The sequence below is a fragment of the Bradyrhizobium sp. 159 genome (assembly GCF_023073795.1).
Classification (GTDB): domain Bacteria; phylum Pseudomonadota; class Alphaproteobacteria; order Rhizobiales; family Xanthobacteraceae; genus Bradyrhizobium.
Window position 1 is genome coordinate 1 of record NZ_JADPKE010000075.1, and the last position, 15,190, is coordinate 15,190.

Sequence of the window (15,190 nt, forward strand, 5' to 3'; positions counted from 1 at the left end):
CGCCAGAGAAACAACAGACTTGGACTGATGTCGTGTCGCCGCGCCAGCGCGGACACGCTTGCACCCGGCGCAAAACTCTCCGCGACAATCGCCGCCTTCGCATCGGTCGACCAGCGCCGACGCCGGCCCGTCCCGGTGATGATCTCGACACGCTGCAGCGTGTCGGCGCCGTTTTCAAGGATAGGCGTATGCCTATCCTTATCGCTATCCTTACGACTATCCTTCGACATTGTGACCTCGCGACAAACTATTCCGCGAGATCTTCCTAGCCGACCAGATCAGCCCTCAGCGCGTGGTCCCTGCATGACGCTCACGTTCTTTCAACAAGCTTTTCGCATTATGAGTGGGGGCTCGACGCGAAAGAACCAGTAAAGGCTTGCGCAAATTGCCGGTCGAGACCTGCACAATACCAGCCTTCTTAAGGCTTGGCGCGTGCCACGCGACTGGTGGCGCTCATCGCGCTCACGCGGTATTCTGGCCGGGCGCGCCTTCGCTGCTTTTCATGAGGCCCTCCTCAATGGCTGAATGGGAGGTAATGGGTCAGTTTTAATATGACGCAGCCCTTACGAGGGCATGGCGTCGATTGCGTTTCTATACGTTCTTGATCCCATCGGACTCTCGATAAATTCGGCCTCCGTCCAAAAGGCGGCGGCCTTTTCATCGATGGCATGCACCAGAATAGCGCGGATGCCGATCGTTTCTGATGCGTGTACGATTTGATGTAGCGCGTGCAGCAGGTCTTGGCCAAGACCTTTACCCTTATAGGTAAGGTCGCGAGCCAACCGTCCTATGATGGCGACTGGCACTGGATTTGGCAGGCCATGTCTTTTCATCGGAGGCTTTGGGATCGCTGCCCGTTCAACGCTGCCAGATGCTATGCAGTATAGCCAATGATTACAACCACGTATGTGCGAGCAGTTTTGCCCTCGCTTTCGAGAGAGCGGTTTTTTGAGCCAATCGTTCAGCGCTTCATTGCCACAGCCAAAACGGCTGAAGTCGTGCGTAGGCTTGAGAAGCGTGGGGGCTGTCATGCCCGCACGCTTCCCCGGATGTTGGATTACTTCTGCCAAAGCGGCTTACGCTTCATCAGTGCCTTCAGCTTGGTTCCGGCCGGAGGCGGATTATCAAGCGCATTCAAGAAGGCGGCGTGCTTCTCTGGAGCGAGAATAAACAATCTTTGAGCCAAAAGCACATCAATGGCATGTTGCCGCGCGCTATCCAGCATAAATTCGCTAAGCGTCTTACCGACTGCAACGGCGGCCGTATCGATCAGATGCTTCACCTGTGCGGTAGCGCGAATGTGGATATTGGTTTCGCTCCGGACGCGGCGCGACCTTACCCGCGCCCTAGGGCGCTCCAGTACTGCTGCTTCCATTGCGGTTACTCCTCACTGTCTCTCTGGAGCTCTTATATTGCCGCCGCAGGACAAACAAAATGCACGTCTAAACGGGCGTTAATCTCCGAGGGGGAGCAATGTCCTGCACTTTGCGATGGCATCTTCCAGAATGCCCTCGGGGGCCCGGCACGCGTAGTCCGACTTTCTTTCAAGCCAAGACATACTTTTGAGCTGATCGGCCACAACGCAGCCGCCGCGCTCCGTGCCGCCAGGAATTTCAAATTCCTCCGGGAAAAGCGACTCGAACGGATAGCCCTTTACCTTGCTAGTGATCGGGAAAAAAAGGCAAAGGCGGGAGAATTGATTATATTTGCGGGGCGACACCACTAACGCGGAGTGTCGTCCCGCCATTTCACGACCAGCCTGCGGATCGAAGTTGAGCCAGATAATATCGCCCACGTCTGGGCAATACGGCTCTTTAGGAGCCGAACTCTTCGCCGACTGCAGCAGTCGTGTTATATTCCTCATGCAAGTTCTCGGGAGTCATGCCGGCTAGAAGCCCGTCTAACGTGTAAACGGGAGTCTTGCGCGGTCCTACGACTAATCTGCCGTTTTGAACCGTGATTTCGGCTTCCCGACCCGCGAACGCATGGATTTCCTTTGCGTAGGCGCTCGGAATGCGGAGAGCCAAGCTATTGCCCCACATTGCAAACTGAACGACCATCGCTACCTCAAAACGAGATACCCGGCAGGTATCAACAACGAAGATACACCAATAAAGTTGCTGCGCAACTAGATGGTGTAGATACGTTGTATCGACAGGAGGATCAAGGTTCGATGTAAATAAGACTATAACGAATAATTCAACTATGGAACCGACGAATGAAGGCCCAAAAGGCGAGGAGCGCCACGCCGACACCGTACATCGGCAGGATTGCGACCGGTGAGGTCGCGGACACGCCCAGCAAGGCGCCGGGACGGGCTGCCGGCGGCCGCGGGAGGTCCTAAGCGCGGCTTAGTTGGCTGGAAGGCTCCGGCCGCCAAAATGAGTGCTGCCGACCCGAAAACCCTCTGCGCTTAAGCTATTCGAGCGCGCTGGCCGGGCCAGGGGAGATAGGTTCGAGCCAGTCCTCGGCTTTGGGGCGTCCGACATCGCCTCCTTGTCCTCTTTCCAGTTCCGGCCCGATACCATTCCTTGAGCCCTGCAGACCATGCTTGGCCAGATTTGCCTGGGCGGCGAAGCCAGCCGGCGTATGTCCCGTAGCCGGCGCATAGCGCTTCTGGGCAGCGCAGATATATCGGGAATTCCAAACCTCTATTGCCTCAAATCGGGCTTACAGGATGATCTGTTTTAGCAAATCAAATGCCACTCGCGATCTGTTTTTACACATCGAGCACCTCTTATTTCGGATCTATGATATCTATCTATATCAATATATCGATTTGGATATGCGAAGACATATATATATGACTTACTCTACTGACGAACTTCTGCATACGCTCCGAACGGCCCGGGAGGCCATCGGCTTGAGTCAACGCGATCTGAGTGCCGGATCAGAGTACCGCAGAGCCACATTTCCAACATCGAGAGCGGCGGCGCCGATCTGAGGCTCTCCAGCCTCGTCGAGCTCGCGCGCGCGCTCGACCATGAAGTGGTTCTGGTGCCGGGCAAGCTTTTGCGGGCGGTCGAGGCTATCGTCCGGAACGCTTCGTCTGCACTTTCCGATGACGCGCGCTTGCGCTCCAGCGTGCTGAACGGCGCGCAGGCAGCCGTAACCAGGCTAAATCGACCGCATCAAAATGCGACGGGCCTAGAAGGCCTGAACCAAGCCTTACGCGAGCTCGCAAATTGGCAACTCGGAAGCTCAGAACTTGAAGCGATCCGGCGCATCACCGACCGGTTGATGAAGTTGCCGACGGGTCCGAACGCGCTACCTATGGTCCAGAGCGCCTCAAAACAACTGAGAGAGTTGCGCAACCGCATCGCCCACGCGTTGCCGGAAGCGCCGCGCCCGGCTTACGCACTCGACGAGGAGGAGGACGATGCCTGATGTTTCCGTCCTCGAGGTTCTGCTGTATGGAGAGCAAATCGGAACCCTGACACTCGTCCAAGGCAGTCAAACCCTATGCACCAATGAAGTCGATGGACATCATTGCAGCCCTAAAAGCCGACGGTTAGACGCAGGTAGCCCAGAAAGGCAGCCAGGTTCAGCTCAAGCATCCGACCAAACCGCGCGTGACGGTCCCTCACCCCTAAGAAGGACATTCCGATTGGAACGGTCCGGAGCATCGAAAAGCAGTCCGAACTGAAGTTGAGATAAGCGGGCGTTTGGATAGCGCCCGCGAGAGCCACTGGGGCTCACTGGAGAGCATCATGCGATACTACATCCCTAATTCACAAGGACGCAGATAGCGACTACGGCGTCTCGTTTCCTGATCTCCTGGGGTCATCAGCGCAGGAAGTACTTTGGACGAAGCTCGCGAGATGGCGGCGGAAGCTTCGGCCCTTCATCTTCGAGGATTGGCTGAGGATGGTGAAGCCGTTCCAGAGCCCTCGTCTCTCGAACAGATCATGGCCAATGCAATGAACAAGGATGGCGTTGCGGTCTCCAGCCCGAGCCGAAGAGGTAAAGAGCGTCTGCGTGAACATCACCCTGCCCGCGGACGTTCTGAGCGAGTTCGACCGACACGCGGAGCAGCAAGGCTTCACGCGTTCTCGCTTCCTTGCTGAGGCAGCGAAGATGTAAATAGGCGCCGAACTTTGACCCGCGTCAAACAGTGCGCCGAATGACACCCAATCAACGGAGATGGTCTTCACGAAGCGATTGTCGGCCGTGCTGCCGCCCGACGCATACCGGAAATGGTCCCACGCGAAGATTCTGCCCCTCAAGCCATGCCAATCCATGCGGACCACGACCTGGGCTACCCGGGCACTTCCCGCCCAACTAGGCGGACATGAGCTAGCAGCGAGTGAATGACGATCAAGATCCACCTAGGCGTCAGATGAGGCGGAATTGCCTCGCCGCCAGGCGGCCGCCAATCGTCTCGGAAAGACTCGACGCTGACTCCGATCCCGCATTCGTAGATTCGCCAGTAATCAAAAGCACTGCTAATCAGCCCGTGTTTTCGACCCGCATCCCCTCCAAATAGGTCATCTCCTGGCCCGCTAAAGTAGACGAGCGGATCTGCGGCGCCCGCTCGGGCACGTGCAACGGCAGGAATGAGCTCCAGCCGTAATATGCATAGCGATGCATTTCGATCGAGACGCGTTCGTTCACCGCGCGTGGATTTGAGATTTCAACGAGGTCGCCCCCACTGCCAACAAGCGCATAACCAAGAGCCGAATAGTTAGCTCCTGCGTGCAAGATGGTGTCACGGTATTGCGCTTCCACCTTGTCTGCCAGCAGTCGGGTCTGGCGGTAAAATCTTGTGCCGTGTCATCCACGGCGATCCGTAAGAGCTTGGTCGCGCGCTCATCAGGCTTCGATTGCCGGGCAAGCGATTGTCGCAAGACATTGCCTAGAAGGTCGCTTCTGTGACGCTTCCTCCGAGCGATCGGTCGTGGCGGCGCAGCCGGCAACGGCAGTCTCTCATCGCCCAGCTGTCCCCTCGGCCTGTCCCTGGGGCTGTCCTTTCGCCACAGATTCATCGAGCTTCTCAGCGGCGTCAAGGACCTCCAGCCTCTCGAGGATCTTTCGTCCGTGTGCAGTGATGATCCAATATCCTTCCTCCCGCTCGATCAGCCAGTTGTCCAAAGATATCGAGGTTCGGGTCGCGGCTCGCGATGCGCTTCATGCGCGCCGGCCACTCGGGCCCACTGGTGTAAAAGATCGCCAAGTGCTGTTTGATGAGTTCAAGACTGGCTCGGCCGCCCAGTTGCCCGGCAAGTATCTTCAGGATGGACAGCTGAAAGCTCATGTGGGCACGCAATGATTCAACGAAAGCGAGACAATGCCAGCGTTACCAGAGGCACGTAGCGCACATCATCGGTTTTCAAACGGAAACCTTGCCGGCTAGGCCAGAGTACCGCATTTCATGTGCAGCTTTCGAGCGTTCATGTACCCTTGCAGCTCGGAATCGTGCTGCTTGTCGGAGCCGAGCTGCGCGTCGCCTCACGAGACTGCCGATCGGAGACCTGACTCTTCGTTCATAATATGTTCTCGTGGCCTCGGCGGTCGATCCGCAAGCTGGCGCATGGCATCGCCGACCGGCGCGAGATCGTCGTGGCGCGATGGAGCATGCCGCCATTGCACCAATCGCTACTGGACGCCACTCGGAAATAGAAGATCGCGAACGGCAAGACAGTCGATCCCGAGCAACTGCTTCGCATAGGCCCGGACGGTGGCACCACCAATTTAGCCTCAACAGCGCGCATTGGAGGCGCTGACTTGGTCAGGAGCACCGGTGGCTCATGCCGTTCGCGAGCTTCAAGCCAATACGATGCGATTGACGACAGGAACGTGCCGGTCTGATTCGCCCAGACAAGACCCGTGCCGTGCTCGCCTTCGCCGGGCCGTCATCGAGGCCGCGCAGCTCATCGATATGACTGCATATCGATATCTGTGATCCGTCGAGCAAGCGCGAACATTCAGAGCTCGTGATGATCATCCCGGCAGGTCTTCATAACCGGTGAAAATCGCCACTCACTGTGGTCGCATTGGCGCCCACTCGGGCTGAACGTGCGATGCCGATCGTCTTATTCGCGACATGCTGTCGATCCCCCGACAGGTCGGTTTGGGATGAATGCAAGCATCCAGCTGTCGCAGTTGGCACGAGCTTTGAAGGATTGGGATCTCATCGATCGCTCAGGAATGCAGGAATGGCTTACGGGATGATGAGCCCTCAGTTCATCGGGTTGATCAGGTCCAAGTTCGGTCCTCCAACCTTTGGCATCAACTCAGGAGCTCGCGCATGAATTCGCCTCCCTGATCGAGCTCGCTCGACTCCGATGCGCGCCGTCACCATTGCGCGAGTGGTAATCGGCCAATCAGTTTGAGACGGCATCTGCAAGCTCTCCTCTACTTATCCCATGCGACAATCGCTGGCCGCGCTGGTCGAAGCCCAGCGCGAACGTATCGTCGACTGACCCACGAGTTCACGTCAGCAGGTGGATGCTTTCGAGAAAGAGGCAGTGCTTCGCTCGCCGAGCCAAGCGGCGCCATGATGACATGGACAAAATAGCCGAGACAAAGCCGACATCGAAATTGCGCCCGGAAGTGACGAGACGGGCGGCCATGCATTGTCTCGCTGTCGAGCTCGGCGAAATCGCGAAACTCGCGTGGCCAATGGTGCTGACGCAGGTTGGGCAGATCGCGATGATGTCGACTGATCTTGCCTTGATCGGTCGGATCAGCGCCGAGGCGCTTGCTGCGGCCGCGCTGGCAGGCCGGTTCTATCTCATTAGCTTCGCCTTCGGCGCGGGGCTACTAAGTGCCATCGCGCCCATGGCGGCGCGGGCGTTTGGGGCAAATAATCTAGCCGCAGTACGGGGTGCGCTGCGCATGGGGTTATGGGCCGCCATGATCCTGTCTTTCCCAATTATTGCTGTGGCGCTGCGAGCAGAGCAAATACTGCTTGCGTTGGGCCAAGCCCCAGATGTTGCGCGGCTCGCCCAGCAATACCTCTTTGGATTAGGATTCGGCGCCGCGCCGGCACTTTCGTTCTTGGCCATCCGCAGTTTCATGGGCGCGGTCAATCGGCCACAGCCGGTCTTGTGGATTACGCTATCAGCGACTCCCCTGAATGCTTTGCTGGTCTATATGCTGGCCTACGGAAAGCTTGGACTGCCTCGGCTGGAGCTGCTGGGGGCAGGTCTTGCGACCACGCTGGTGAACTGCAGCATGTTTTTAGCCGGCTTGTGGTTCGCTGCACTGCGTCGTCCGTTCCGTCACTACCATGTACTTGCACATCTCTGGCGTTTCGATTGGCGCACAATGCGACAGCTCATCGCAATCGGAGTGCCGATATCAATGGCTTCATGGATCGAGTCGGGACTATTTTGGGCCACATCGATTCTGGCGGGCTTGATCAGCACCAGTGCGCTGGCCGCTCATCAGATCGCTGTACAGATCGCCGCGATCCTGTTCATGATTTATGTGGGCGTTGGCACGGCCGCAGCCGTGCGCGTTGGCTATGCGGCCGGCCGCAACGACATTGCAGGCGCCAAGCAGGCATATCTGGCAGCGATGCTGATCGGTATTGTCATAGCTGCATCGTTAACGCTCGCACTGATCGCTGCGCGCTTTGAGATCGTCGAGCTGTTTCTGGGCAGATCGGCCGGTTCGGCGGCAACGATTAGCCTTGCTGCAGAACTCCTCGTGGTCGGCGCAACGCTGTTTATCACTGACGCTGTCCAGTGCATTGCGGCGGGCGGCCTGCGCGGACTAAAGGACTCGCGAATGCCGCTTCTGTTTGCGATCATTGGTTGGTGGCTGATCGGCTTTTCCCTCAGCTATTGGCTCGGCTTGAAGGTCTGTCTTGGCGCCACTGGTATATGGATCGGCTTGTCGACCGGAACGACAATCTATGCGGCGCTTCTCGTCCTGCGATTCCGCAACTTGACAAGCCGCGCTCACTGATGCGGGCGTATCGCTGATGCCAAGCGGCGACGATATGCCGGGATACCTGCACTGGCCGATACGAGCGGGTCGAAACTCGAGATTGGCTGAAAATTGGACGTTGCCCCTGATGGCGCGACTGCAAGCGTAAAGAGACGCCTAGCATCGCGTTATTCGATCATTCCGTTCCAAAAAAGCGATACGCAAAGTGGTTAGCTCGTTCGGGAGCTAGTAGGACTCCTCAAGGCGTCCTTCGCAATTCGCGAGCTTTCCAACTTGTCACCCCCGACAGAATGGCTCAACGGGTCCTCCCTTCGAAAGCGTTGCTGTGACAGGTAGCCACATGCAAAACGCGCTGACGCGATGACTCTCAATCAGGGCATATCGACTTTCCACACGCCGGCCGTTGACTGCGAGCTCCGCAGCCGCGGAATTCCTGCCAAGCACCCGCGATATATCGCAATCGCCGGAATCAAGCTGCCACACAATCCGCGGCAGCAGCAGTCACAACGCCAGGCTCAACCGCAATGTCGACCAGATCAGGATCGGCTACTGCGCCGAGCGAGCTTGATTCGACGAAGCATTTGTTATTTTTGTTTGCGAGGCAAGGCTGCCCTTGGCTTGTTGGATGTCTCACCTGACGTCCTCGCTCAGAAGCCGCTAGCGATGCAGTCGCTGTCCAATCTCACCCGGTGCAGTCTACGACTGAGGAGAGCTGCTGGCGCCCGCACGCCACTGATCCCGGCACGGTGCCGGTCGGCACGCCGGCCAGGCGTTGGTCGGCATGACTGGCAGCTCCATACCGGCATCACCCTCGCGCAAGCGATCAGCGTCCATCCCGAAGACAATGGCGCTAGGCTGCGTCAGGTCAGCCAAGCCCCGGCCGATCCGCTACGTCCCAGCTAGACGAAAGCTTACGATCATGTTCAACCGACCGGACCGGTATCGGGTTCTCATCGTGCTATTTGATGGGCTTCGGCCGGATCTCATCAAACCATCGCTGACGCCGAATCTGGTCAGGCTTCAGCGCCGCGGTGCGGTGCTGGCCCGGCAGCGCACCGTTTATCCCAGCGAAACACGGATAGCGCTCACGAGCCTCATCACGGGCGCAACGCCGGATCGCCACGGCATTGTTGGCAATCAGTATCTCGACCGGCACTTTCCGGCACCGCGCTTGGTCGACACAAGTAATGCGCGTCTGATCGAGGACCTCGATGCCGCGAGCGACGGCCATCTACTCGGTGTGGCGTCACTTGGCGAGATCCTCGCGGCGAACGGCAGGACATTGTCAGTCCTGGCATCCAACTCGGCGGGGGCAACCCGTCTGCTGAACCATAAGGCCCGAAAGTTCGGCCAGGTGACGCTCTCCGGCCACTTCCCTTCTATCGCGACCTCGGCCGAGATGCTCAGACGGGTGGAGAGCCTGCTTGGGCTGACGCCTGCGACGCCACCCCCCGGCACCCCGGATCTTGCGTCTCAAGCCTTTCTGACTTCAGCGTTCCTCGACGTCATCTGGCCTCAAATTCGGCCCGACGTCGCAATCCTCTCGTTCGGCGAACCCGATAGTTCCTCCCACGATTGTGGAACCGGCGCGCCAAGAACTCTGGAAGCGATCAGCTTTGTCGATCGGCAGTTTGGCCGCGTGCTCGATTGGTGGGAAGCTGAAGGCGTGTGCCAGGGCGTGCACCTGATCGCAGCCTCCGATCACGGGCACGTGACGGTGCATGCGCGGGCCGATCTCTTGCAGACGCTCGAGGCTGCGGGGCTGCGCTGCGGCCCGGCACCGGCGGCTGGGATCGACGCCATCGTCATACCTGGGCAGGTCGGAGCAATTTACCTCGCCGAGCCCTCGCAGACCGTTATCCGCCGCGCCGTCGGGGCAATGATCGAAAGGCCCTGGTGCGGTCCGGTGTTCACCGCTGGCGGCGCGGTCGATGGCATTGCACCCGGCAGCTTCGCCCGTCATCTCGTGTTCGCCGACCATGCCCGATCGGCAGATATCCTGTTCTCGTTTCGATCCGATGGCGGCCTTGATCGTTTTGGTCTTATCGGTCGCAGTTGGAGTGCGGATGGGCTAGTCGGCTTCGGAGTGCACGGCGGGTTGCATGACAAGGAGATGTCGTCTGTCGGCATGTTGGCAGGACCGCTGGTCAAAGGCGGCTTCGTCTCGAAAGTCCCCTCAAGTATTTGCGATTTTGCGCCCACAGTGCTCGGTCTTCTGGGCATCTCGCGGCCAGCAACGATGACCGGCCGCGGCCTCACTGAGGTCTTCATCGACGAGGGAGGGGACGTGCCTCGGACGATCGAAAAGGTCTACGAGACCAGCAGCGGCGCATACCACCAGCACCTCCGTCATGTGCGGGTCGGTGAGGCAGTCTATCTTGATTCTGCTGACGTGGTGGGTCGTCCCAACAATCTCACATAAACTGAGCGTCGATCCGCAGGCCTCATCAGGGCGATAACACGCAGAAATCTTTCTTTTTGCTGCGTAAGCGCATCGGTCGAACGTGATCGGCAGCGATGCGCAAGCGTGGCGCGTAGGTCTCTCCATGTCACAGACGCGCAAGAAAGTAGCGTCGGGGAAGGGCAGTTGCAAGCGGAGAGCCACGACGGATCATGCGCTGACAGTGTACGCAAGAAGACGGGCAGGAGTGCCAGTCGCGGCCGCCGTCTAGCGTAGAAAAGCTGTATGCAGCAGCTTGGCTGCCTCGATCAAGCCGCCGGTGAAGTCATCGCTGCCTTGGGACGCGGCGGAACGACACCGGGCCGGTGGCCGCCAACGGTACGCCCGGCGCTCAGGGCGCCAAGCCAGCGCTATGCAGCAATCTTCCGCGAGCGATCCAAGTTGTGTCAGAGCGCCGCAGGGTATTTGCCCGCCCCGTTGGCCTTCCTCTATTTCAAATCGATAAAATCAGTGGTTGTATACGGTCATTTCAGCGACCGCGGTCGCTCTATCGCTTTTTGGAGTTATCGATGAATTACACAGGCCTGAGGTGGATCAAGGACGACAAGCAGCGCCAGAGGATTGTTGCGGGGCTCAGCAAACTGCGCACCGGGCTTAAGAAGAAGGTGCCTGCCAAGAGTGACGGTACGCTGCTGCTGGCAACCTGGAATATCCGCGAGTTCGGCGGGACCAAGTATGGCGGCCGAACGACCGACGCAATGTACTACATCGCGGAGTGCATAAGCCGCTTCGACTTGATCGCGGTGCAGGAGGTACGGGCCGACCTCAAGGCGCTCAAGGAAATTCTACGCCTGCTTGGCCGGCAGTGGGACGTCATCTTCACAGACGTCAGTTTCGCCGACGGCGGCAATTTCGAGCGGCTCGCTTTTGTCTACAACACGGCCAAGGTCAGCTTCACCGGACTTGCCGGCGAACTGGTTCTGCCGAGCAAGACCGCCACCGAGCGAATGAGCCAGGTCGCCCGTACCCCCTTCGTCTGCGGTTTCCAGGTGGGCTGGGCCAAGTTCAACCTATGTACGGTCCACATCTACTACGGTACCGCCAAAGCGGAGGATCCGCGGCGTGTCGACGAGATCAACGCGCTTGCCAAGCTGCTTGCCACCAAGGCCAAGGATTACATCAACACAAGCGCCCCGGCCGACTACTCGCCCGAACACCTCGTACTGCTCGGCGACTTCAATATCTTTTCCCGCACGGATAAGACTTACGAGGCGATCACCAGAAACAGGTTCGAGGTCCCGGCCGAGCTGCAAAAGCTGCCAGGGAGTAACGTGGACCAGAACAAGTTCTACGACCAAATCGCATTTTTCAAGCAGAAGGTAGGTGTGAAAAGCACTAACGCAGGCGTTTTCAATTTCTTCGACTATGTCTTCGACGATCCAAAGGAATTCAGAGGCGGTAAAGGCGCGCCGACCGCTAACATGTTCAGGCAGTGGCGCACCTTCCAGATGTCGGACCACTTGATCATGTGGTGCGAGTTCAGCGTTGACCAAACAGATGCCTACCTGAAGGCGTTGGCCGCTTGGAACGGCAAGTAAGACGGCCGATCGCAGCTGGGTCTCTCGTTACGTTCGGCAGAAGAGGGCGTGCGTGTCCCGCTGAAAAGATGATCGCGAAAATAGCGTCTTACCTCGGACGCTGCTGATGGACGATGGTATTTCTAGTTTCAGATTTGCCGAGTCTGCTGTTGGAGGCTGTGAAGAGGTACCGTCCGGTTCCGTGCGCGATAGGCGTTGCAGGCGTCGGTGCCGCCGCAGCTATTGTCTATACTGCGTTAAAAGAGGACAGCAGAAGCGCCGCCAACAGCGCGGCTATCATGCTGGGCTTCATGGTCGTGCTGCTTGTGTTCGCGAGCCTGATGCGAACAAAGAGCACCACATACGTTATGCGGGCTTTCCTCATGATGTGGGTGATGGTGGCATGCTTCTGCCCCATCTTTGTGCAACTGAGTTCATTCATTTTTCGGTGGCCAACGGTTAAATTTGGCACCGGCGAGTCTTTGGAGTGCGAGGAAAGCAGAAGAAAAAGCTGCGGAGAGGGCTTGTCGGACAGTTCAACAGATCAATGCGTCCTCACGTATAGGAGTTCCTCTTTCCTCAAAAGCGGCTCGCCTAATGACTGGCAAAGGCTGACCGAAAAGGCGAGGACCTACGCAAGATCGGTTAGCCAGCTCCCAGTCAGATGGCCAGCGAGCCGAACCTGTATGCAGCGCTGGCGGGCGCGCGTTTCACGCACTTCAATCAACTGCTGGATCGGAAGAGTGGGCTGGCCGTCGATCCACTATTGTGGAATGCGGTACCGCCGCTTGAACTCCGACGCTTAGAGAGATAGCGGATGAGCTGAGGAATAAAGCCGCTGTCATTTGACGAGACCCTCGCGCGTATCCTCGCGGCGGTGAGCATTCACCACCTATCCGATCGGCCGGAGCCGGCGTGCAGCATGCGTTTCGTGTCCGACCTCAGACGCTCGGCCCGTTTCAAAATCCACCGATCTTGTTGCGAAGACAACATCGAGGTCGAAAACCGCAGCGAATGCGCATTGCGTCCGCTGGCCTAGATCCTGCAAACCGCAACCGCTGTGGAAGCGGCGCTAACAACGTCGGCCATTTGGCTGTCGTTGCAAGGTGGCGCGCGTCTGTGTTCGCGAGGTGAAATGCGGTCCCAACTTCTTTTTTACGCTGTCGCAACAGCTGCGCTCATTGCAGGCGGCGCTGTCAATTCGGCCGATCTCAAGCCGGCAGTAAAGGTCCCACTCGCCGTCTGGAGCTGGACCGGAGGATATATCGGCGGGCACGTCGGCGGGGGCTACGGGCGAACATCATTCAGCGACCCCTATGGCCAGTCACTCTATGGTGACGTTGTCGACACCCCTGTGTTCCTGGCCGGAGGTCAGATCGGCTACAACTGGCAGAGGGAACGCTGGGTTTTTGGCGTTGAACTGGACGCCAGTCGCGCTGTCTCAGACGGCAGAAACACCTGTCTTGCCGCCTCCAGCTCTGTCATCAGCGCAAACTGCAGCGCTGGTCCAAGCGTCTTTGCGACCGGGACGGGTCGCCTTGGGTATGCGTTCGGCCCGCATGGCCAAACACTTGTTTATCTCAAGGGGGGCGTGGCCTGGCAGCACAATAGCGGCGTTGTCGCCAACAATAACGAATTCCGTAGCAGAAGTCACCCATTTGGCTTGGCGCCACAGAATGCCACCGATTTCGATTATGGTCGAGTCGGTGGCACGATCGGCCTGGGCGTCGAGCAAGCACTCGCGAACGCATGGTCCGTGACGTTTGAGTACGATTATCTGGGATTCACCGGTCCAAGTGTCGCGACCCCTCCGACCCTACAGAGGCCGCCCTTGGCAACCATCCCCGCCAACACCACCAGCCTGTCCAGCAGCTATCACATCGGTAAGCTCGGTCTGAACTACCATTTTGACGCACACCCACGGACGCCAGGATGGTCAGATACGCCGCTATACGCAACGAAGCCGACCGTCAGCGCCTCGCCGATTGGCTTCGCTGATGGGTGGTCGCTGGAAAGCGGCACACGGCTGTGGTTAAGCCGCGGAAGCTTTCAATGGGACCACGGGAGTACTGATCTAGTATCAAAGCTCACCTACCATGGGCAGGATGGGATTTCCGGTGAGTTGTTCGAACGGCTGGACAGCCCCTGGGGAATCTTCCTGAAGGGCAATATCGGGTTTGGGCGCTTCAGCAATGGAAAGATGAACGATGAAGATTGGGGCGTGGACCCGCTCGCTTATCAAAACACACTATCGGGCCAGGGCAACGGAAGGTTCACGTACTTCACCGCGGATGCCGGTTACGATTTCCTGCATGGCAGCACCTACAAGGTTGGTGGGTTCATGGGCTGGAGCTACTACGGCCAGAAGTCTGACACGATCGGATGTGTGCAGACCGCCTCCCCCAACGTTGCACCTTGCCTTGTGCCGGGCGATAGAAGGATTGTCGGCAGCCAAGACACTGATTGGAATGCGCTGCGCATCGGCCTTAGCGCTGAGACCATGTTGTTCGATCGCTGGCGCGTAAGTGCCGACGTTGCTTACTTGCCGTGGACGGACTTCCGAGGGCGCGACAACCATCTGATGCGCCAATTCACGACCTTCCTTGATCAACGCGGGAGTGGTGGCGGTGGTGTGCAGGTTGAGGCAGCCCTATCCTACTTTATCACTAAGAACGTCAGCGTTGGCTTCGGTGGCCGCTATTCGGCTATGTGGACGCCAAACCAACGTAAGACGCTCGCTACCGGAGCCAACCAGGAGAACCGCCCTCCTGCTACCTCTGGGCCCCTTCCGGGGGACTATCGCATGGAACGATGGGGCACGTTCTTACAGGTCTCCTACAAGTTTGACTGAACTGCTTGCTCCTTGCTCTACTAAGCGTCGAACGGCATTATGGCGCGGATACTGGTTACGCCTCCGTATTCTTCGCGGATGCGGAGGGCGTGATCAGCACGAAGCCGATCTTGAATCCGAACGCGGGTCCAATTTTGTGAAGCGTCTCTGAGGTCGGATTGGCCACACGCGTTCGATCTCGGCTCGGATCCGACGCTCCAGTGTGCGACGGCTGCCGGCTCGGAGTTCGGCATGGCGCCGAAACATCTCCTCGAAGATCCCGACGGGCCGCAGCCCGGGAGCGGCCTTCAGCATCGGCACCATCTCTGTCTCAAACACGCTGGCCAACGGGCTCAGCCGGCGACGGCCGCGGGGAGCCTTCTCTGCGATGGAAGCCGGGGATCCTTCTCGATCCGGTAAGCGGTCGAGGTGCTCAACGACGCCTTGCCGCGGCCGCTGGCGGGCTATCGGTCTACGGTACTTCAT

The 15,190-nt window shown here is 58.4% G+C and carries 11 protein-coding genes and 3 pseudogenes; 8 read left to right on the forward strand and 6 right to left on the reverse strand.

Annotation, left to right across the window (positions count from 1 at the left end; all coding sequences use genetic code 11):
- The 4 genes from IVA96_RS20840 to IVA96_RS20855 form a co-directional block, all read right to left on the reverse strand.
- The coding region (locus tag IVA96_RS20840; RefSeq protein WP_247419003.1) for a transposase at positions 1-158 on the reverse strand (158 nt) is incomplete at its 3' end.
- 405 nt (positions 159-563) lie between these two features.
- Positions 564-1,031, reverse strand: coding sequence for a GNAT family N-acetyltransferase (locus IVA96_RS20845; protein WP_247418951.1), 468 nt, complete (start codon positions 1,029-1,031; stop codon positions 564-566).
- Between the two features lie 26 nt (positions 1,032-1,057).
- Positions 1,058-1,375 carry a DUF1778 domain-containing protein gene (locus IVA96_RS20850; RefSeq protein WP_247418953.1) on the reverse strand — a complete coding sequence of 106 codons (318 nt, stop codon included), beginning with the start codon at positions 1,373-1,375 and terminating at the stop codon, positions 1,058-1,060.
- 78 nt (positions 1,376-1,453) lie between these two features.
- On the reverse strand, positions 1,454-1,795 hold the full coding sequence (locus IVA96_RS20855) for a type II toxin-antitoxin system PemK/MazF family toxin (protein WP_247418955.1): 342 nt from the start codon (positions 1,793-1,795) through the stop codon (positions 1,454-1,456).
- A 1,193-nt stretch (positions 1,796-2,988) separates the two neighbouring features.
- Between IVA96_RS20855 and IVA96_RS20860 the strand changes: the two genes are divergently transcribed.
- The 3 genes and pseudogenes from IVA96_RS20860 (at position 2,989) to IVA96_RS20870 (ending at position 4,083) form a co-directional block, all read left to right on the forward strand.
- Entirely contained in the window at positions 2,989-3,387 is a 399-nt protein-coding gene (locus tag IVA96_RS20860; protein ID WP_247418957.1) for a hypothetical protein, read from the forward strand.
- Positions 3,388-3,470: 83 nt separating this feature from the next.
- Positions 3,471-3,657, forward strand: a pseudogene (locus IVA96_RS20865) (type II toxin-antitoxin system HicA family toxin).
- A 12-nt stretch (positions 3,658-3,669) separates the two neighbouring features.
- Positions 3,670-4,083, forward strand: a pseudogene (locus IVA96_RS20870) (type II toxin-antitoxin system HicB family antitoxin).
- A gap of 366 nt (positions 4,084-4,449) precedes the next feature.
- On the opposite strand, the gene IVA96_RS20875 reads toward IVA96_RS20870, so the two are convergent.
- Positions 4,450-4,728 carry a hypothetical protein gene (locus tag IVA96_RS20875; protein ID WP_247418959.1) on the reverse strand — a complete coding sequence of 93 codons (279 nt, stop codon included), beginning with the start codon at positions 4,726-4,728 and terminating at the stop codon, positions 4,450-4,452.
- 319 nt (positions 4,729-5,047) lie between these two features.
- Here IVA96_RS20875 and IVA96_RS20880 point away from each other — a divergent pair, with 319 nt between their 5' ends.
- The 5 genes from IVA96_RS20880 to IVA96_RS20900 all read left to right on the forward strand — a co-directional run bounded on the left by IVA96_RS20880 (position 5,048) and on the right by IVA96_RS20900 (position 14,725).
- On the forward strand, positions 5,048-5,269 hold the full coding sequence (locus IVA96_RS20880; RefSeq protein ID WP_247418961.1) for a hypothetical protein: 222 nt from the start codon (positions 5,048-5,050) through the stop codon (positions 5,267-5,269).
- A 1,235-nt stretch (positions 5,270-6,504) separates the two neighbouring features.
- Positions 6,505-7,914 carry an MATE family efflux transporter gene (locus tag IVA96_RS20885; protein ID WP_247418963.1) on the forward strand — a complete coding sequence of 470 codons (1,410 nt, stop codon included), beginning with the start codon at positions 6,505-6,507 and terminating at the stop codon, positions 7,912-7,914.
- 901 nt (positions 7,915-8,815) lie between these two features.
- Positions 8,816-10,318, forward strand: coding sequence for an alkaline phosphatase family protein (locus IVA96_RS20890; RefSeq protein ID WP_247418972.1), 1,503 nt, complete (start codon positions 8,816-8,818; stop codon positions 10,316-10,318).
- A 548-nt stretch (positions 10,319-10,866) separates the two neighbouring features.
- A complete protein-coding gene (locus IVA96_RS20895; protein ID WP_247296178.1) occupies positions 10,867-11,895 on the forward strand; it encodes an endonuclease/exonuclease/phosphatase family protein in 1,029 nt (342 codons plus the stop codon).
- 1,114 nt (positions 11,896-13,009) lie between these two features.
- Positions 13,010-14,725 (forward strand): outer membrane beta-barrel protein, encoded by a 1,716-nt coding sequence (locus IVA96_RS20900; protein WP_247418977.1) that lies wholly within the window; start codon positions 13,010-13,012, stop codon positions 14,723-14,725.
- 180 nt (positions 14,726-14,905) lie between these two features.
- Here IVA96_RS20900 and IVA96_RS20905 read toward each other — a convergent pair.
- A pseudogene (locus tag IVA96_RS20905) lies at positions 14,906-15,190 on the reverse strand (IS21 family transposase); the annotation flags it as partial.